The sequence below is a fragment of the Nocardioides glacieisoli genome (assembly GCF_004137245.1).
GTDB lineage: Bacteria > Actinomycetota > Actinomycetes > Propionibacteriales > Nocardioidaceae > Nocardioides > Nocardioides glacieisoli.
In genome coordinates, this window is the sequence record NZ_SDWS01000001.1 from 314,392 (window position 1) to 332,841 (window position 18,450).

Here is an 18,450-nt window from a genome sequence, read left to right on the forward strand (position 1 = left end):
GCGTCGGTCAGCGCTGCTTGCGCAGCCACTTTGCGAGGTCGTCGTACTCCCCGGAGGCGTTCGCGTAGAGCGCGACGTTGCGCGCGGTCTCCAGCCACGGCCCGATCGACGGCCTGATCTCGGCCAGCGCCCGGTCGAAGTCGCGCATGCCGATCATCCGCACCGTCCCGGAGCCGACGGAGTCCATCAGCGCGTTCTCCGACGCCGACTCGCAGAGGTGCGCGAGGTCGGCGCCGCTGAACCCGTCGGTCGCCTTGGCGAGCCTGCGGGTGTCGATGCGCTCGACGGGGCGCTCGCGCAGGTGCGTGCGCAGGATCGCCTCGCGGGCGTCGAGGTCGGGCGGCAGGACGAGCAGCGTGCGGTCCAGGCGACCCGGCCGGCGCAGCGCGGGGTCGACGTCCCACGGGTGGTTGGTGGCGGCGAGGACGAACACGCCCTCGTTGTCCGACCCGACGCCGTCGAGCTCGGTGAGCAGCTGGTTGACGGTGGTGCGCATGCCGCTGTTGCGGGTGAGGGACCGCTTCTGCCCGATCGCGTCGAGCTCGTCGAGGAAGAGCACGCACGGCGCGGAGCTGCGGGCGACCTCGAACAGCTCCTTGACGTTGCGCTCGCTCTGGCCGATGTACATGTCGAGCACGTCGGCGAGCGAGACGTGGAGGAAGGCGGCGCCGAGCTCGCCCGCCACCGCCTTGGCGAGGAAGGTCTTGCCGCAGCCCGGGGGGCCGTAGAGGAGCAGGCCGCCGCGCAGCGACTTGCCGTAGAGCGCCCGGAGCTCGGGGTTGCGCAGGGGAGCCAGGAAGCTCGCGTCGAGACGCTTCTTGACATCGGCCAGGCCGCCCACGTCGGCGAGGCGCACGCCGGCGCTCTCGACGTCGTACGCCGCCGGGCCGGGCTCCTCGGTCGACCCGTCGACGAACATCGGGCCGACCGAGTCACCGAGCTCGGACTCCGCGGCGTGCCAGTCGAAGGTCGTGGGTGCTTCCGACGGGTCGCCCGACGATGCGGCGTCGTCCGGCTGGGCGTCGGCAGCCGGGGCGTCGGCAGCCGGGGCGTCGGGGGCGGACCCCATCGCCCGGCCCATCAGCGCCAGCGCCTCGGCGGACCCGGGATCGCTCGCGAGCACGGTCGCGACGTGCGCCACCGCCTCCGGGCCGCGGCCGGCATCGACGAGGAGGCCCGCGAGGTGCAGCCGCAGGGGGAGGTCGTCGGGAGCGGCTCGCACGGCGGCGGCCAGGCTGTCGATCAGGCGCTCGTCCACGCGGACACCCTAGGCGGACGTCACTTCCCGCGGACGAGGTTCACGCCGGCCATCACGATCCAGCCGACGATGCAGATCAGTCCGAGCGTGCGGAGGATCGCGACCAGCACGATCCCGGCACCCGCCGCCACCTCGTAGGGGGCGTACGCCATCAGCAGCACCGCGGCGGACAGCAGCGCGAGCAGGCCGATGAGGTACTTCGCTCGCCAATCCACGCGCCCGAACAGGCCGCGTCCCCAGCGACCGACCCCGCGCGGCAGCTCGCGGACCACGCCGCGCACGACGAGGGCCAGCACCGCGGCGTACGCCGTCCCGGCCAGGGCACGCGACCACCAGGGTGCCTCGTTGACGAGCAGGGCACCCATGACGATCGCCACTACGAGCAACGACCACATCACCCGCCGGCCGAGGACCACGAGGACGAGGTCGAGGTGGTCACGGGTGCGCTTCTCCTGCGGGTCCGCGCCGACCGCTGATCGCAACCGGCGGGCGGCACGGCCGAGCTTGCCGCTCTCGAGGTCGGACGCCGCGAGGTTGGTCTGCGCGAGGGTGTGGTGCGGGTCGATGGCGAGCGCGTTGCGGAATGCCTGCTCCGCCGCCGGTGCGTCGCCGAGGCGGTCCAGGCAGACGCCGACGAGGTTGTGGGTCGATGCGCTGTGCGGTGCGAGCTCCACTGCCTTGAGGGCCGACCCGTACGCGCGGTAGACCTCCGGCCGGCGACCGATCAGTCGGGCCCGCGCGAGCTGGTAGTGCGACAGGTAGTCGTGGGGCTCGAGAGCGAGCGCGCGCTCCGCGGCCCGGACCGCCGGGGCCGGGTCGTCGCCGGCGCAGAGGATGTCGACCAGGACGTGGTAGCTGCCCCCGCGCTCCGGGTCGAGCGCCACCGCACTCCGGGCGGCCGCCTCCGCCTCGTCGTCGCGGTCCTGCGCGTGCAGGGCGCGGGCCAGTCCGAGCAGCCCGTCGATGGACTCGGGCTGCGTCGCCACGACGTCGCGGAAGCGCTGCTCCGCCTCGGCGTACCTCCGCAGGTCGAGCAGCTGCTCCGCGTGCGCGATCGCGCGCCAGTCCCCGTCCACGTCGCCCATCCTGACAAACTGGGCCGGTGACCGCCCGCGACATCGTGATCCTCGGCTCGACCGGCTCCATCGGCACGCAGGCGCTCGACCTCGTCCGCGCCAACCCCGACCGGTTCCGCGTGGTCGGCCTCACCGCCGGCGGGTCGAACCCCGAGCTGTTCGAGGCGCAGGTCGCCGAGTTCGCCCCCGCCTTCTCCGGGCTGGGGGAGGAGGCCTCGACCGAGGCTGCCGGCCGCGAGTGCGACGTCGTGCTCAACGGCATCACCGGCGCCGTCGGGCTGCGTCCCACGCTGGCCGCCCTCGACGCCGGTACGACGCTGGCGCTGGCCAACAAGGAGTCGCTCATCATGGGCGGATCCCTGGTCACCGAACGCGCCAAGCCCGGCCAGATCGTGCCGGTCGACTCCGAGCACTCGGCGCTCGCCCAGTGCCTGCGCGCCGGCTCGCCCGGTGACGTACGCCGTCTCGTGCTGACCGCGTCGGGCGGTCCGTTCCGTGGGCGCACCCGCGACGACCTCGCCGACGTCACCCTCGACGAGGCGCTCCAGCACCCGACGTGGTCGATGGGGCCGGTCATCACGATCAACTCCGCCACGCTGGTCAACAAGGGCCTCGAGGTCATCGAGGCGCACCTGCTCTTCGGCATCCCGTTCGACCGGATCGACGTCGTCGTGCACCCCACCAGCGACGTCCACTCGATGGTCGAGTTCGTCGACGGCTCGACGATCCTGCAGGCCAGCCCGCCGACGATGATGATCCCGATCGCGCTCGGCCTCGCGTGGCCCGACCGGGTTCCCGACGCCGCCCCCGCCTTCGACTGGAGCACGCCCAGCACGTGGGAGTTCTTCCCGCTCGACGACGAGGCGTTCCCCGCCGTGTCGCTCGCCCGCACCGCCGGCGAGCTGGGAGGCACCGCGCCCGCTGTCTACAACGCCGCCAACGAGGCGTGCGTCGAGGCGTTCCGCACCGGCCGCATCCGCTTCGTCGACATCATCTCGACGGTTGCCGACGTGCTCGCCGCCCACGACGTACCATCGGGGGAGCACCTCACCGTGGACGACGTCCTCGCCGCCGATGCCTGGGCGCGCGCGGAGGCATCAGCCCTGATCGCGCCGAAGCAAGCACAGAAGGACACGCCTGCATGACCGCCCTGCTCTACACCCTGGGTGTCGTCTCGTTCGTCGTGGCGATCCTGGTCTCGATCGGGCTCCACGAGTTCGGCCACCTCATCCCGGCCAAGAAGTTCGGCTGCAAGGTGCCGCAGTGGTTCATAGGCTTCGGGCCCACCGTGTGGAGCAAGCAGATCGGCGACACCGAGTACGGCGTCAAGGCGATCCCGCTCGGTGGCTACGTCAAGATCGTCGGGATGCTCCCCCCGGGTGCGCAGGACCTCGTCGAGGAGACGACCTACGACGAGGACGGGGAGGCGGTGCACAAGGTGCGCCGCTCCAACACCGGCATGTTCACCCAGCTGATCTCCGACGCGCGGGCCGCGGAGTGGGAGTACGTCAAGCAGCACGACACCGACCGGCTCTTCTACCGCCTCGCGTGGTGGAAGAAGGTGATCGTGATGGCGGGCGGGCCGATGGTCAACATCGCCATCGCGTTCTCGCTGTTCGTGCTGCTCTTCTGGACCTACGGCAACCCGCGCGACCAGGTGATCGAGCCGACCGTCGCCTCGGTCCCCGCCTGCGTGATCCCGGTCGAGGAGGCGGGCCGCGACTGCACCTCCAGCGACCCGGCGACCCCGGCCGCGGAGGCCGGCATCCGGCCCGGCGACGTGATCGTCAGCTTCAACGGCACGCCCTTCGAGGACTGGGACAGCTTCCAGTCGCAGATCCGCGCCAACGCCGACGGTGACGCCGTCATCGAGGTGCGCCGTGACGGCGAGCTGCTCACGCTCGACACCAACACCACCGTCACGCTGCGACAGACCTCGATCGAGGACGACGCGCTGACCGAGGTCGGCTTCCTCGGCGTGCAGCCGGAGGTCCGCCTCGCGACCGGCGGGCCGATCTACACCGCCATCCAGATGGAGACGATGACGGTCGAGACGGCGAAGGCCCTCGGCCAGCTCCCGGTCAAGGTCTACGAGGTGGGCCGCGCGATCGTCGGCCTGCAGGAGCGCGACCCCGAGAGCCCGGTCTCCATCGTCGGTGGTGGCCGCTTCGCCGGCGAGGCCGCGGCGAGCGAGGACTTCCCGGTGACCGAGAAGCTCGTCACGCTGCTGTTCCTCATCGCGAGCTTCAACTTCTTCATCGGCATGTTCAACTTCGTGCCCCTCCTGCCGCTCGACGGCGGCCACATCGCCGGTGCCCTCTACGAGGGCGCCAAGCGCGGGCTGGCCCGCCTCCGCGGCCGTCCCGACCCCGGTCACGTCGACGTCGCCAAGCTGTTGCCAGTGGCGTACGTCGTCGGGCTCGCGATGCTCGTGATGGGCGTGGTCCTGATCGTCGCCGACCTCGTCGTGCCGCTGCACCTGAGCTGACGCCCCGGCCGTCGTCGCCGACTCGGGCGCGCGGGGTCCGGCCTCCTAGACTGGCGGCATGACTTCCGTCGGCCTGGGCATGCCCGCGCTCCCGCCCCCCGTCCTGTCGCCGCGTCGCAAGACCCGTCAGATCAAGGTCGGCTCCGTGGGGGTCGGCAGCGACTCGCCGATCTCCGTGCAGTCGATGACCACGACGCTCACCTCCGACATCAACGCCACGCTCCAGCAGATCGCCGAGCTCACCGCGACCGGGTGCGACATCGTGCGGGTCGCGTGCCCGAGCCAGGACGACGCCGACGCGCTGCCCGCCATCGCGCAGAAGTCGCAGATCCCGGTCATCGCCGACATCCACTTCCAGCCGAAGTACGTCTTCGCGGCCATCGACGCCGGCTGTGCGGCCGTCCGGGTCAACCCGGGCAACATCCGCAAGTTCGACGACCAGGTCAAGGAGATCGCGAGGGCCGCCAAGGACCGCGGCACGTCGATCCGGATCGGCGTCAACGCCGGGTCGCTCGACAAGCGGATCATGGACAAGTACGGCAAGGCGACACCCGAGGCGCTCGTCGAGTCGGCGGTGTGGGAGGCGAGCCTCTTCGAGGAGCACGACTTCCACGACTTCAAGATCTCGGTCAAGCACAACGACCCCGTCGTCATGGTGCGGGCCTACGAGCTGCTCGCCGAGGCCGGCGACTGGCCGCTGCACCTCGGCGTGACCGAGGCCGGCCCCGCCTTCCAGGGCACCATCAAGTCCTCCGTCGCCTTCGGCCACCTGCTCAGCCAGGGCATCGGCGACACCATCCGCGTCTCGCTCTCCGCGCCGCCTGTCGAGGAGGTCAAGGTCGGTCTCCAGATCCTGGAGTCGCTCAACCTCAAGCCGCGTCGCCTCGAGATCGTCTCGTGCCCGAGCTGTGGCCGTGCCCAGGTCGACGTCTACAAGCTCGCCGAGGAGGTCACCGCCGGTCTCGAGGGCATGGAGGTGCCGCTCCGCGTCGCGGTCATGGGCTGCGTCGTCAACGGCCCCGGCGAGGCCCGCGAGGCCGACCTCGGCGTCGCCTCCGGCAACGGCAAGGGCCAGATCTTCGTCAAGGGCGAGGTCATCAAGACCGTGCCGGAGTCGCAGATCGTGGAGACCCTCATCGAGGAGGCCATGCGCCTCGCCGAGGGGATGGAACCGGTCGACGGCGCGGAGGCTTCGGTCAGCGTCAGCTGAGAGCTCGACCCCGTGGGTAGGCTCCGAGCGTGCTGAGGACCCGCGAGCTAGGACACGTGCGCGTGCTGGGCCCGGGCGACCGGGACAGCTTCGTGGCGCTCGCGGAGCAGGACCCGGTGGTCAACGTCTTCGCCGACTACCGCGCGCGGCTCACCAACCTCGACGAGCGGTGGCTCGGCGGCCAGGTGTGGGGTCGGTTCGAGGACGACGAGCTCGTCGCCGGGTGCCACCTGGGCGCGAACCTCGTCCCCGTCCAGTGCACGCCTGCAGACGTCGGGGCCTTCGCCGACGCAGCGCTGCGGCGCCGCAACAGTGTCGGCACCATCGTCGGTCCGAGCGACGTCGTGGCGGCGCTGTGGGACCTCGTCGAGCCCCGGTGGGCCAAGCCCCGCGAGGTCCGCGCCCGTCAGCCGCACCTCCAGATGGACCGGCTCCCGGAGATGCCGGGAGACCCGTGCGTGCGCGTCACGACACCCGCCGACCTCGAGGTGCTCTACCCGGCCTGCGTCGCGATGTACACCGAGGAGGTCGGCGTATCGCCGGAGAACGACGCGGGCGGCGGCGACCTCTACCGGGCCCGGATCCGGCAGCTGATCGGGCGCGGCTGGTCGATGGCGAGCTTCGACGAGGCGGGCGTCGTGTTCAAGGCCGAGGTCGCCTGCGCCACGCCGTACGCCGCCCAGGTGCAGGGCGTCTGGGTGCGACCCGACCGGCGGGGCGAGGGGCTCGCGGTGGCGGGGATGGCGTCGGTCGTGTCCCACGTCCTCGGGACCCGCATGGCGCCCGTCGTCTCGCTCTACGTCAACGAGTGGAACGAGCCGGCGCGAGCGACGTACGCGCGGGTCGGGTTCGAGCAGACCGCGACCTTCGCCACCATGATGTTCTGACCCTCCGCGGGGCGGGCGAGAAAGTTTTGCCGGACATGTATCAGCACGGCGGTGCCGTGCACCTGTGCTGACATGGGGACAATGGTCACCATGTCGGAGAACCGGAGAGCTGAGGGGCAGCTCGATCAGTCACCGTGGGACAGGGCCAGCGGGGCGTTCATCGCGTGGAGGTCGGGGGACCCCACCGCCGTGGACGAGCTGGTCGCCGCGATGACACCGGTGCTCTGGCACGTGGTGAGGGCATACGGACACGACCGCGAAGCGGCTGAAGACGTCGTTCAGGCGACGTGGCTCGGGTTCGTGCGCCTCCACCAGACCATCGAGGACCCTCAGGCGGTCGCGTCCTGGCTGATCACGTCAGCCAGGCGCGGCGCTGCCGCCCATGCCAGGACCGCGCGACGTGCGGCCCCGGTGCAGGACGAGACGCTGCACGCCGTGCTTCCTGACGAGGAGTCGGCCGAGGCGCTCGCGATGCGAGGCGACGAGGCGGCACGGCTGTGGGGAGCCGTGGCGTCCGTCGACGAAAGGTGCCGCAAGCTGCTGCGGGTCGTGGCCTTCCTGGACCGACCCGACTACCACTCCCTGAGCCGGGACCTCGACATGCCTGTCGGGAGCATCGGACCCACGCGGGCCCGCTGCCTGGCGAAGGTCCGAGACGCACTGACGAAAGGAGGCGGGCGATGACCGACAAGGACGCTGAGCAGGACGTTGCTCTCCTCGAGGAGCTCCGCGACATGTGGGTGACCTACGACCCTCCGCCACCCGGGCTGACCGCCGCGATGATCGCGATCGTGGCCGCCGCCGACCTCGACGAGGAGTGGGAGCTGCTGACCCTGGTCAGCGACTCCGCCCACGAGCCGGCCGCGCAGGTCCGGGGCCTCAGCACCGCCAGGGTGCTCTACTTCAATGCGGCGGCGGGCTGGTCGCTCGAGGCCGAGATCGACGGCGACCAGGTCAAGGGCCAGCTGCTCGACCACTCGGGCGACATGGGATCCGTCGAGATCGCGCTGGAGACCAGCGAGGGGCCGTCGTGGACTACCGGGGTCGACGAGGTCGGCTTCTTCGCACTGCAGGCCGACGCCACCGGGTCGGTGCGGTTCGCCGTCACCATCGACGGCCGGGTGGCCCGGAGTCGCTGGCTCGACGTCTGAGGGCGGCCGCTGAGGGTCACTCGAAGGACGGGTGCAGCTCCAGGTGGGGTCCGATCATCGGGTCGGAGTCGTGGACCGCCAGCGCCATCACGGCGTCGCGGGCCTCCTTGGCCGTCGATCCGGAGACGGAGATCTGGCGCGCGATCAGTCCCGCCACGATGGGCGCCGCGAACGACGTACCGCTCCAGCGGGCCAGGCCGGTCGAGAACACCCGTACGTCGCCCTTGTCGGGCGTCTCATGGCACACGAACGTGCCGTCGGGGAAGGCGTTCACGATGTTGCGACCCAGCGTGTAGACGTCCGCCGAGACGCCGAAGTTGGAGAACTCCGACACGCGACCGTCGCGGTCGAGCGAGCCCACGCCGACAGCCCAGGGGAAGGCAGCTGGCCAGAACGGCGCCGCCCACGAGTCGTTGCCTGCGGCCGCGACGAGCACGCAGTCGGCGTCCTCGAGGTGCCGACGGTGGAACTTCCGGAAGGCGATCGACGGGCGGTCCAGGTGGGTCCGGCAGCCGGCCGACAGGTTGATGACCTGCGGCTCGTGCTTCATCGCCTCTTCCAGCTGCTGGACGATCTCGGACTCCAGGATGCCGCCGCCGCCGACGCCGCCGAGGGCGAAGCCCTCGACGTGCACCTGCGTCATCGGAGCCATGCACCGCACGACGCCCGCGATGAACGTGCCGTGCCCGGCGTAGGGCCGCAGCTCGGGCCCGTTGTCCTCGTCGTCTCCCGTCACGCCCTCCAGCCACGGCGTACGCCCGTCGGTGCCGGACGGCGGGTTCCACCCGGTGTCGACCACGACGACGCTGACCTCGCACCCCTTCTCCTGCGGGGCGACCGGCGGCCAGGGCTCGGTCAGACCGGTCTCCTGCGGCTCGACGGCCGGACACGTCGTCCCACCGCCACCGCCACCGGGGGAGACGTGGACCCAGTGGTCGGGCGACGCCGCACCGGGGCGCAGGCCGCTCTGCTCGAGCAGTGCAACCACGTCGGGCACGGACTCACCCCCGGGGCGCTCTGGCAGCACGTAGCGCACCAGGTCGCCACCGAGGATGCGTACGTCGTCGCGCCGCGGCGGCTCGGAGAGGACGCCCTTGTCCAGGCGGGCGAATGCGGCCTCGAGGTCGTCGACGTCCTCGGCACCGACGAGCAGGTGGTCGGGGTGGTAGAGGAACGTGAAGTCGGCCGGCGCCTCGGTGTCCCACCTGACCTGCCCGTCGTTGGCCTTCTTGAGGTTCCTCAGCTGGTCAGTGCTGCGTCGTCGTCGGTCGTCGCCGATCATCCAGTCGCCCATGGGACACGACGCTAGTCCCGGCAATGGCTCCACGGTGCGGAATCCGCACAAGGGTCGAGCCCGATCCGCAAGGATGGTGCCGTGGACCGGGCCGAGGCGGACGAGGTGCTCCGCACGCTGTTCACCGATCCCGCTGCGGCGCGCACGACGGCCGAGGCCGAGCTCGTGCCCGACCCCGACCCCTACCTCGCCTCGATCGGGCACCAGGTGGTCGGCATCGTGCTGCGCGACCTCGGGCACGCCGATCGGGCGCTGGCGGAGCTGAGTACCGCGCTGCGGCTCGCGCGTCGGTCGGACGACCCGGAGCGGTGGTTGGACGTGCTGGCGACGCTGGGCAGCACGCTGGCGATGGCCGGACGTGTCCCGGAGGGACTGCGCGCGCTCGGTCGCGCTGCGGCTGCTCTCGACGGGGTGCCCCTGGGCAGGGTGCTGTATCGACGCGCCAAGATCACCGGGCAGCTGCTGTCCCGGTTCGAGGAGAGCGCCGCCGACCTGCGCGAGGCGCGCCGTCTGTTCGCGGGCGCCGGTGACGACGTGTGGGAGGCGCGCGCCCTCAACCTCCAAGGGCTCACCGACGCCAAGCTCGGCTCGCTCGACTCAGCGGCCGAGGCGTTCGCACTGTTCGGGGAGCTGTCGGTCCGCGGGGGCCAACCCGTGGAGGTCGCCACCGCACGGCACAACACGGGTTGGGTGTCCTACCTCCGCGGCGATCTGCCGCAGGCGCTCGAGGCGTACGCCGACGCGGGTGCGCAGTTCGACGGCCTGGGCATCACCGACGTCGACCTGGTCCTGGACCAGGCCACGGCCTACCTGGCGGGCGGCCTGGCCGACGACGCCCTCGCCGTCGTCGAGCAGGCCCTGGCCGCCCGGCCCTTGCTGGCCCGCGAGCGCGCCGACCTCCTGGTCTCGGTGGCGGAGTCGGCCTTGGCGGCCCAGGACTGGACCCGGGCCGCCTCGGCGGCCGACGAGGGCTCGGCCCTGATGCGCGCCCAGTCGCGTCACGCCCCCAGCCTGGAGGCCGACCTCTTCGCGATCGCCGCGCGGGCCGAGCAGGGTCAGCCCGCCGGGCCGCTGCTGCGCCGTGCTGAGCGGCTGGTCCACCGGATGCGCGAGGCGTCGATGCCGCAGCTCGCCCAGGCGCTCCTGCTGGGGGCGCGGCTGGCGAGGGACGTGCGCTCGGCCCGCGCCGCCGCCCTGGCCGACGAGTGGCTCGAGGAGGCGTCGGCCAGCCGCCATGCTCGCACCCACGCGGTCCGCGCGCTGGGCTGGCTCGCGCTGGCGCAGCGCCGCGACGCCGCTGGGGACGCCGGCGGGGTGCTGCGGGCGTGCGACCGTGGCCTCCGCGCACTCGACGAGCACCAGGCGACCCTCGGCAGCCAGGAGCTCCGCGCGGTGATGTCGGGCCACGGAGCGGCACTCGCCGAGCTCGGCACCCGCACCGCACTGACGTCGGGGAACAGCCGTCGCCTGCTCCAGTGGTCCGAGCGGTGGCGCGCCAACGCACTCGTGGTGCCGTCGTCCACCACGGCGCACGCCCCGGAGATCGTCGCCGACCTGGCCGCCCTGCGCGCCCAGCGGAACGCGCTGGCCGCGGCACGCACGCAGGAGGAGCGACCCGACCAGCTGCAGGCGCGCGCCACCCGCCTCGAGCAGTCGGTGCGCCGGCGGCTGCTGCACGCGCGCGGCACGGGTGAGACCGCTTCAGGGCTGGACGTCGCGGAGCTCCTCGACGCCCTGCGCATGGACGACACGGTGCTGGTCGAGCTGACCGAGGTCGACGGCTCGCTGCACGCCCTCGTGGCCGGGCGCGGACGTGTCCGCCACCTCCACGTCGGAGAGGCATTGCCGGCGACAGCGGCGGTCGACTTCGCGATGTTCTCGCTGCGCCAGGCGGCGCGCGGACGACGTACGCAGCTCGACGTCGCCGGCACGCGCCTGCAGCGCGCACTGCTCGGGGCCGCCCTCGACGGCGTGGGGGAGTCACGAGTCGTCGTCTCGGGCACCTCGGCCCTCCAGGGCGTGCCGTGGGGACTGCTGCCTGCGCTGGCCGACCGCCCCTTCACCAGTACGCCGTCCGCGCGGCTGTGGCTGCGGTCCCGGTCGGCCGCGGCGGTGACCGACCGACGGGTGCTGCTCGTCGGACCGGGGCTCGGCAGCGGTGGGGCCGAGGTCCCCGCGGTGGCCGCGCAGGACGCCGGTGCAGAGGTGCTCGACGGCGACCGGGCGACCGTGTCCGCCTCCCTGGCCGCGCTCGACGGTGCCGCGCTCGCCCACGTCGCCGCCCACGGCCACTTCCGTGAGGACAGCCCGCTCTTCTCGTCGCTCGCGCTCGCGGACGGACCGTTGCTCGTGCACGACCTCCAGCACCTGGCACGTCCTCCGCACCGCGTCGTGCTGTCGGCCTGCGAGTCGGGCGTGATGGCGCCCGTCGGCGACCAGGAGCTGCTCGGCCTGGCCGCGGCCCTGCTGTCGATGGGCACGGCGGGCGTGGTGTCGAGCCTCGCCGAGGTCGACGACGCGGCGACCGTCGAGGTCATGGTCGCGCTGCATGCCGCCCTGCGCGCGGGCGGCGGGCTCGGCGACGCACTCCTCGCTGCCCGTCAGGTGGCGTCCGGTGACCCGGTGCTGGCGGCCACGGCGGCCTCGTTCACCGTGCTCGGCACCTAGGGCACCTAGGGCGCCTGGACGTCCACCGGGTCGGAGGCGTTCTCGCACTCGGCCAGCACACAGCGGACGGTGGCGGACTTCCGCTTGCCATTCACCTCGAGCAGCACCGTGCCGGTTGACTCCCACTCCCACCCGCTGAACCAGCCGGTCGTCCACGTCGCGAGCGTCGTCCCGTCGACCTCGCGCAGGTGGATCGCGCTGGGGCCCAGGCCGTCGGTGAGGATGTGGAACGTCAGCAGCTCCGTGCCGTCGGGGGAGAAGGCGGCGATCCTGTCGCGGCAGGACTTCCACACCTTCACCCGCGGCTTGCTCAGCCTCACCAGCTTCGTGCAGCCGCCGTCGTACGGGTCCTTGGTGTAGACGCTGAGCAGGTCGTGCTCGATGCTGGCCGAACCGGCCAGCTTGCGGACCACGGTCCGCTGCTTCCCGGTGGACGGCTTCCACTGGAGCACCCGCTTCCCGGCGCCGAGGACCACCCGGTCGGCCGCGACGTCGAGCAGGCTCACGTAGGGGCCAGGCCCCTTCTTGCCGGTCACGGCCGCGTCGGCGACGTCGTAGGCGTAGGTGATCGTCTTGCGGCCGCCGCTGACGGACTGCTGCCAGGCCAGCGTGCTGCCGTCGGCCGAGAGGATGACCGTCGAGACGTCGATGTCCCGGAGCACGTCGACGACGGCTCCGTCCGCCTCGACGCGTACGAGCCGCCGATTGCGCTTGCGGTCGACGTTGTTCGTGGCGACCAGCCATCCGCCGTCGACCTCACCGACGACCCTCGCCACGGTCCCCGGGAGCTCGACGCGACGGTCGCCGTCGACGAAGTCGCCGTCCTCGATGTGCGGGACGGCGACGTCGGCGCCGCGGGACAGCCGGTCGGGCTGGAGCTCGACGGCCGGTGCGGCCGCCTGGGCCGGCACGGTCAGCGCGGCGGCTGCTGCGAGGGCCGTCACGAGGACGGTGGTGGTCGATCGGCGCATGGCTCTCTCCCGAGGTGGTGGGTTGCTTCCGTGAGGGAGACGCCGTACGTCGTCGCGAGGTTGCTCCCGGGCAGCGATCAACCCGTTCGCGGCGGCGGAGCGCCCGCACCTATCCTTGCGCCCATGGCCCGCATCCTCCGCATGTCGTCCCTGTTCGTGCGCACCCTGCGCGACGACCCCAACGACGCCGAGGTCCCGAGCCACCGCTTGCTGGTCCGCGCCGGCTACATCCGCCGCGCCGCGCCGGGCATCTACACCTGGCTGCCGCTCGGCCTGCGGGTGCTGCGCAGGATCGAGGCCATCATCCGCGAGGAGATGGACGACATGGGCGCCCAGGAGCTGTCGTTCCCCGCGCTGCTGCCCAAGGAGCCCTACGACGCGACGAACCGGTGGACCGACTACGGCCCCAACATCTTCCGGCTCCAGGACCGCAAGGGCGGCGACTACCTCCTCGGCCCCACCCACGAGGAGATGTTCACCCTCGTGGTGAAGGACCTGTACTCGTCCTACAAGGACCTGCCGCTCTCGATCTACCAGATCCAGAACAAGTACCGCGACGAGGCGCGTCCGCGCGCCGGGCTGCTGCGCGGCCGTGAGTTCGTGATGAAGGACTCCTACTCCTTCGACATCGACGACGCCGGCCTCGCGCGGTCCTACCAGCTGCACCGCGACGCGTACATCCGGATCTTCGACCGGCTCGGCTTCGACTACGTCATCGTCAAGGCGACGTCGGGCGCGATGGGCGGTTCGGCCAGCGAGGAGTTCCTCGCCAAGGCCGAGGTCGGCGAGGACACCTACGTCCGCTGCACCCACTGCGACTACGCCGCCAACGTCGAGGCCGTCACCGTCCGCGCGCCCGAGGCGATCGCGCACGACGACGCGCCCGCCGCGCATGCCGAGGACACGCCCGACACCCCGACCATCGACACCCTGGTCGACCACCTCAACGCGACCTTTCCGCGCGACGACCGCCCCTGGGCGGCCGGCGACACGCTCAAGAACGTGCTCGTCGTGCTCAAGCACCCCGACGGCACCCGCGAGCCGCTCGCCATCGGCGTGCCCGGCGACCGGGAGGTCGACCAGAAGCGCCTCGAGGGCCAGCTCGAGCCCATCGAGGTCGAGGCGATGGACGAGGCCGAGCTCGCCAAGCACCCGGCCCTGGTCAAGGGCTACATCGGTCCGGAGGCGCTGGGCGAGGAGTCGAAGTCCGGTATCCGCTTCCTCGTCGACCCCCGCATCGTCGAGGGCACCCGCTGGGTCACCGGCGCCAACGTCCCCGGGTCCCACGTCATCGACATGGTCGTCGGGCGCGACTTCACGCCCGACGGCACCATCGAGGCCGCCGACGTCCGTGACGGCGACACGTGCCCCAACTGCGACGACGGCACGCTCGAGTCCGCTCGCGGCATCGAGATGGGCCACATCTTCCAGCTCGGTCGCTCGTACGCCGAGGCGCTCGGGCTCCAGGTGCTCGACGAGAACGGCAAGCTGGTGACCGTCACGATGGGCTCCTACGGGATCGGCCCGTCGCGTGCGGTCGCCGCCATCGCCGAGGGCACCCTCGACGACAGCGGCCTCTGCTGGCCGCGCAACGTCGCCCCCGCCGACGTGCACGTCGTCGCGGCCGGCAAGGACGACGCGATCTTCGAGTTCGCCGAGTCGCTCGTCGCCGACCTCGCCGCCCAGGGCATCGAGGTGATCTACGACGACCGCCGCGGCAAGGTGAGCCCGGGCGTGAAGTTCAAGGACGCCGAGCTCATCGGCGTACCGACGATCGTCACGGTCGGCCGCGGCCTCGCGGACGGCACCATCGAGGTCCGCGACCGGAAGACCGACGTGCGCGAGGAGGTCGCGGTCGACGCCGCGGCCGCCCACATCACCGGGGTCGTCCGGGGCTGACCGTGGCCATCGAGGCTGTCATCTTCGACTGGGGCGGCACGCTCACGCGGTGGCACGACGTGGACTTCCACGCCGAGTCCGTGGCGCTCGCCCAGGCCGTACGCACCACGCCGTCGCCCGACGACGACCACCACGCGCACGCCGAGAAGCTGCACCGCGCGGGCGACGTCGTCTGGGGACGCAGCCGCGACCACCAGCAGAGCTCGACGATCGCCGACCTCTTCGTCGAGGCCGGACTCGACCACGACCCCGACCTGCTGCAGGCCTACTACGACTTCTGGGAGCCGCACACGCTCACCGACCCCGAGGTCCGCCCGACGTGGGAGGAGCTCCGGTCCATGGGCGTCAAGGTCGGCGTCCTCTCCAACACCATCTGGCCGCGCGAGTGGCACGTCGGCTTCTTCGAGCGCGACGGCGTCTACGACCTGGTGGACGGCGACGTCTACTCCAGCGAGATCCCGTGGACCAAGCCGTCGCGCCGCGCCTTCGAGGCCGCGATGCAGGCCGTGGGCGTCACGGACCCGGGCGCGTGTGTCTATGTGGGGGACCGGCTCTTCGACGACGTCTGGGGCGCCCACAACGCCGGGCTGAAGGCCATCCACGTCCCGCTGAGCACGATCCCGGCGACGCAGGTCGGACACACCGAGGGCGAGCCCGATGCGAGCGTGACCTCGCTGCTGGAGATCCCGGCGATCGTGCGGGGCTGGGCACGGGACTGACCTCGTCGTCGTCCTGCAACTTTGTGCGTTGCACGAACATGCAAGTCTGATGCGCTTTCCCTGCGGGGCGATCGAATGCATGATTGTGCATGCGGCTCCACCACCCCCACAGGAGGAGCTCGCACAGGGTGATGCTGACCAACCCCATCAAGCGGTCCGCGTCCTCGGCCTTTGGGAGAGATCTCGGGACTTTCCCAAGGGCTGAGGCCGCGGGCCGTTTCTGTGTCCCCGGGTAGCGCTCAGGCGAGCTCGGGCGCTCCCGGCCAGGTCTGCGGGCCGCCGCCGAGCTCGAGCTGCCAGGTGGCCGACCAGGTCGCCTCGGTGAGCGCCCAGTCGCGCACGGGCCCGACCGACTGGGCGACGAGGGCGAGGAGCACCTCGACGCTGGACCCCTCGGTCGCGACCGCGGCCGCCTGCACCTGGGGCGAGCGCAGGAGCGGGCCGTCGAGCTCGTACGCCGCCGCCGCAGCCACCGGCACCCCGCCGGCCTCCTCGACCAGCACACGCAGCCGGTCGCGGCGTGCGCGGTGGCGCCGATAGCCCGCGGACAGGGCGTCGTAGAGGGCGGGCGTCGCCGCCTGTGACGTGCGTGCCCCGAGCACGCCGTAGGTGTAGAGCGCCGCGTGCTCGTCACCCAGGGTGACCTGCAGGGCGTCGAGGACACTCATGGAGTCGACCGGGTCGTCAGGGTGGCTGCGTGCTGCGAGGTGGAGGCCGCCACGCTGGCGAGCACGCGGGCCAGGTCGCCGCTGCCGGCCTCGAGGCAGCCCGCGCGCACCGTGCGGAGCAGCCGCTGCTCGGAGCGCCCGACGGCGGCCAGCACCGCGGGGGGCCGCGTCGCGAGCGACGGGGGAGTGGCGGTCGGGACCTCGGACTCCGGCACCGCGCCGACCAGTACGTCGAGGTGCGCGGCGTGCGCAGCGGCGATCGGGTCGAGCCGGACGGCGAGGTCGGGCGCGGCGGCCGTGGCCGCCGCCAGCACGCCCTGCGCACTCACCAGCGCGGCCACCACGGTCGCAACGAGCTCGGAGTCCTCGGGCGGCTCGGGCGTGGGGGTCGAGGTGCCGTCGGTGCGCGGCGGCGGGTCGATGTCGCAGGCCGCGAGGGCCAGCGGTGCGGCGAGCGCCGAGCCCAGCGTCGTACGACGTGAGAGCGGGCGTCCGGGCACCCCCCGACCTTAGGTGACCGCCCACCGGACCGGACCAGTCGGCGGCCGATGACCGGCCCTGCCGCCCGGCCGCTATCGTGGCCCCTCAACAACTTCACAGGAGGTCGCAGCCCCATGAGCACCGCCCGCCAGGACGCCACCCGGGACCGCATCGAAGCGGAGCTGGTCGACCCCTTGAAGGAGATGGGCCTCGACGTCGAGGCCGTCGAGGTCACCCCGGCCGGCAAGCGCCGCGTTCTGCGCGTCGCCGTCGACAAGGACGGGGGAGTGACCCTCGACGACGTCGCCGACGCGACCCGTGAGGTCTCCCGGGTGCTCGACGACTCCGACGTGATGGGCGAGATGCCCTACACCCTCGAGGTCACCTCGCGGGGCGTGGACCGCCCGCTCACCCTGCCGCGCCACTGGCGCCGCAACCAGGACCGCCTGGTCAAGGCCACGCTCGCCGACGGCGGTGAGGTCACCGGCCGGATCATCGGCTCCGACGAGACCGCCGCGACGCTCGACGTCGACGGTGATCGTCGCGAGGTGGCGTACGCCGACGTCGCCAAGGCGTTGGTGCAGATCGAGTTCAACCGCAAGAGCGGCACGAGCGACACGAGCGACACGAGCGAGGACGACTGATGGACATCGACCTGAGCATCCTGCGGATGCTGGAGCGCGAGAAGGAGATCTCGTTCGAGGTCCTCGCCGAGGCCATCGAGCAGGCCCTCCTCACCGCCTACCAGCGCGCCACCGAGTCCCAGCACCCCGCGCGTGTCGAGCTCGACCGCCAGAGCGGGCACGTGACCGTCTGGGCGCGCGAGGTCGACGAGGAGGGCAACGCCGGCCCGGAGTACGACGACACCCCAGCCGGCTTCGGTCGCATCGCCGCCACCACCGCCAAGCAGGTCATGCTGCAGCGGCTGCGCGACGCCGAGGACGAGATCCGCTTCGGGGAGTTCTCCGGCAAGGAGGGCGACATCATCTCGGGCGTCATCCAGCAGGGTCGCAACCCCGACGACGTGATGGTCGACCTCGGCAAGCTCGAGGCCATCCTGCCGATCAGCGAGCGGGTGCCGGGGGAGAAGTACGTCCACGGCGAGCGGATCAAGTGCCTGGTCACCTCGGTGCGCAAGGGCATGCGTGGTCCGCAGATCACCCTCTCGCGGTCGCACCCGACGCTGGTCAAGAAGCTCTTCGCGCTCGAGGTGCCCGAGATCGCCGACGGCACCGTCGAGATCGCCGGCATCGCCCGCGAGGCCGGCCACCGCACCAAGATCGCGGTCTGGTCCCAGGTCCCCGGCGTCAACGCCAAGGGTGCCTGCATCGGTCCGATGGGCCAGCGCGTGCGCAACGTGATGAGCGAGCTGCACGGCGAGAAGATCGACATCGTCGACTGGGCCGAGGACCCGGCCGAGCTCGTCGCCCACGCGCTGTCGCCGGCGCGGGTGACCTCGGTGGAGATCGTCGACCTCGCGACCCGCTCGGCGCGCGTCGTCGTACCCGACTTCCAGCTCTCCCTCGCGATCGGCAAGGAGGGCCAGAACGCCCGGCTCGCCGCGCGGCTCACCGGATGGCGCATCGACATCCGCTCCGACGAGGCCCCTGCCGACGACTGAGTGACCGGTGGGGCGGGTGTGACGTGGGGCGCGCCTCCCAGTTCGTAAAGCAGTGGCCCCA

17 protein-coding genes are annotated in these 18,450 nt (G+C 72.0%); 11 read left to right on the forward strand and 6 right to left on the reverse strand.

The annotated features are described in order from the left end of the window. Window positions 1–7: 7 nt before the first annotated feature. On the reverse strand, window positions 8–1,258 hold the full coding sequence (locus EUA06_RS01580) for an AAA family ATPase (protein ID WP_207208159.1): 1,251 nt from the start codon (window positions 1,256–1,258) through the stop codon (window positions 8–10). Between the two features lie 20 nt (window positions 1,259–1,278). Beyond that, complete coding sequence (locus EUA06_RS01585) at window positions 1,279–2,343, reverse strand: tetratricopeptide repeat protein (protein ID WP_129473247.1); 1,065 nt, start codon at window positions 2,341–2,343, stop codon at window positions 1,279–1,281. Window positions 2,344–2,360: 17 nt separating this feature from the next. On the opposite strand from EUA06_RS01585, the gene EUA06_RS01590 reads away from it, so the two are divergent. The 6 genes from EUA06_RS01590 to EUA06_RS01615 all read left to right on the forward strand — a co-directional run bounded on the left by EUA06_RS01590 (window position 2,361) and on the right by EUA06_RS01615 (window position 8,070). After that, entirely contained in the window at window positions 2,361–3,479 is a 1,119-nt protein-coding gene (locus tag EUA06_RS01590) for a 1-deoxy-D-xylulose-5-phosphate reductoisomerase (RefSeq protein ID WP_129473248.1), read from the forward strand. Beyond that, window positions 3,476–4,822: a M50 family metallopeptidase gene (locus EUA06_RS01595; protein ID WP_129473249.1), complete on the forward strand. Its 1,347-nt coding sequence runs from the start codon at window positions 3,476–3,478 to the stop codon at window positions 4,820–4,822. The genes EUA06_RS01590 and EUA06_RS01595 overlap by 4 nt, the downstream gene beginning before the upstream one ends. A gap of 58 nt (window positions 4,823–4,880) precedes the next feature. After that, the gene (gene ispG / locus EUA06_RS01600) at window positions 4,881–6,032 is read left to right on the forward strand and encodes a flavodoxin-dependent (E)-4-hydroxy-3-methylbut-2-enyl-diphosphate synthase (RefSeq protein ID WP_129473250.1); all 1,152 of its coding nucleotides are present in this window, start codon (window positions 4,881–4,883) and stop codon (window positions 6,030–6,032) included. Window positions 6,033–6,061: 29 nt separating this feature from the next. Further along, window positions 6,062–6,919, forward strand: coding sequence for a GNAT family N-acetyltransferase (locus EUA06_RS01605; protein WP_129473251.1), 858 nt, complete (start codon window positions 6,062–6,064; stop codon window positions 6,917–6,919). Between the two features lie 90 nt (window positions 6,920–7,009). Continuing rightward, the gene (locus EUA06_RS01610) at window positions 7,010–7,603 is read left to right on the forward strand and encodes an RNA polymerase sigma factor (protein WP_207208160.1); all 594 of its coding nucleotides are present in this window, start codon (window positions 7,010–7,012) and stop codon (window positions 7,601–7,603) included. Continuing rightward, entirely contained in the window at window positions 7,600–8,070 is a 471-nt protein-coding gene (locus EUA06_RS01615) for a hypothetical protein (protein WP_129473253.1), read from the forward strand. Before EUA06_RS01610 ends, EUA06_RS01615 begins: the two co-directional genes overlap by 4 nt. A 16-nt stretch (window positions 8,071–8,086) precedes the next feature. On the opposite strand, the gene EUA06_RS01620 is transcribed toward EUA06_RS01615, so the two are convergent. After that, on the reverse strand, window positions 8,087–9,364 hold the full coding sequence (locus tag EUA06_RS01620) for a S8 family peptidase (RefSeq protein WP_129473254.1): 1,278 nt from the start codon (window positions 9,362–9,364) through the stop codon (window positions 8,087–8,089). Window positions 9,365–9,445: 81 nt separating this feature from the next. Between EUA06_RS01620 and EUA06_RS01625 the strand changes: the two genes are divergently transcribed. After that, entirely contained in the window at window positions 9,446–12,031 is a 2,586-nt protein-coding gene (locus EUA06_RS01625; RefSeq protein WP_129473255.1) for a CHAT domain-containing protein, read from the forward strand. 5 nt (window positions 12,032–12,036) lie between these two features. On the opposite strand, the gene EUA06_RS01630 is transcribed toward EUA06_RS01625, so the two are convergent. After that, on the reverse strand, window positions 12,037–13,002 hold the full coding sequence (locus tag EUA06_RS01630; protein WP_129473256.1) for a hypothetical protein: 966 nt from the start codon (window positions 13,000–13,002) through the stop codon (window positions 12,037–12,039). Between the two features lie 123 nt (window positions 13,003–13,125). On the opposite strand from EUA06_RS01630, the gene EUA06_RS01635 reads away from it, so the two are divergent. Together EUA06_RS01635 and EUA06_RS01640 are read left to right on the forward strand one after the other, a co-directional pair. Continuing rightward, window positions 13,126–14,901 carry a proline--tRNA ligase gene (locus tag EUA06_RS01635; protein ID WP_242497904.1) on the forward strand — a complete coding sequence of 592 codons (1,776 nt, stop codon included), beginning with the start codon at window positions 13,126–13,128 and terminating at the stop codon, window positions 14,899–14,901. 2 nt (window positions 14,902–14,903) lie between these two features. After that, window positions 14,904–15,620 (forward strand): HAD family hydrolase, encoded by a 717-nt coding sequence (locus EUA06_RS01640; protein ID WP_129473257.1) that lies wholly within the window; start codon window positions 14,904–14,906, stop codon window positions 15,618–15,620. A 239-nt stretch (window positions 15,621–15,859) separates the two neighbouring features. Here EUA06_RS01640 and EUA06_RS01645 read toward each other — a convergent pair whose 3' ends face one another. Then, entirely contained in the window at window positions 15,860–16,288 is a 429-nt protein-coding gene (locus EUA06_RS01645) for a DUF4439 domain-containing protein (protein ID WP_129473258.1), read from the reverse strand. Next, the gene (locus tag EUA06_RS01650; protein WP_129473259.1) at window positions 16,285–16,788 is read right to left on the reverse strand and encodes a hypothetical protein; all 504 of its coding nucleotides are present in this window, start codon (window positions 16,786–16,788) and stop codon (window positions 16,285–16,287) included. The genes EUA06_RS01645 and EUA06_RS01650 overlap by 4 nt, the downstream gene beginning before the upstream one ends. Before the next feature lie 114 nt (window positions 16,789–16,902). Between EUA06_RS01650 and rimP the strand changes: the two genes are divergently transcribed. Beyond that, window positions 16,903–17,412 carry a ribosome maturation factor RimP gene (rimP, locus tag EUA06_RS01655; protein WP_129473260.1) on the forward strand — a complete coding sequence of 170 codons (510 nt, stop codon included), beginning with the start codon at window positions 16,903–16,905 and terminating at the stop codon, window positions 17,410–17,412. Further along, window positions 17,412–18,389 carry a transcription termination factor NusA gene (gene nusA / locus EUA06_RS01660; protein ID WP_129473261.1) on the forward strand — a complete coding sequence of 326 codons (978 nt, stop codon included), beginning with the start codon at window positions 17,412–17,414 and terminating at the stop codon, window positions 18,387–18,389. Before rimP ends, nusA begins: the two co-directional genes overlap by 1 nt. Window positions 18,390–18,450: the final 61 nt, after the last annotated feature.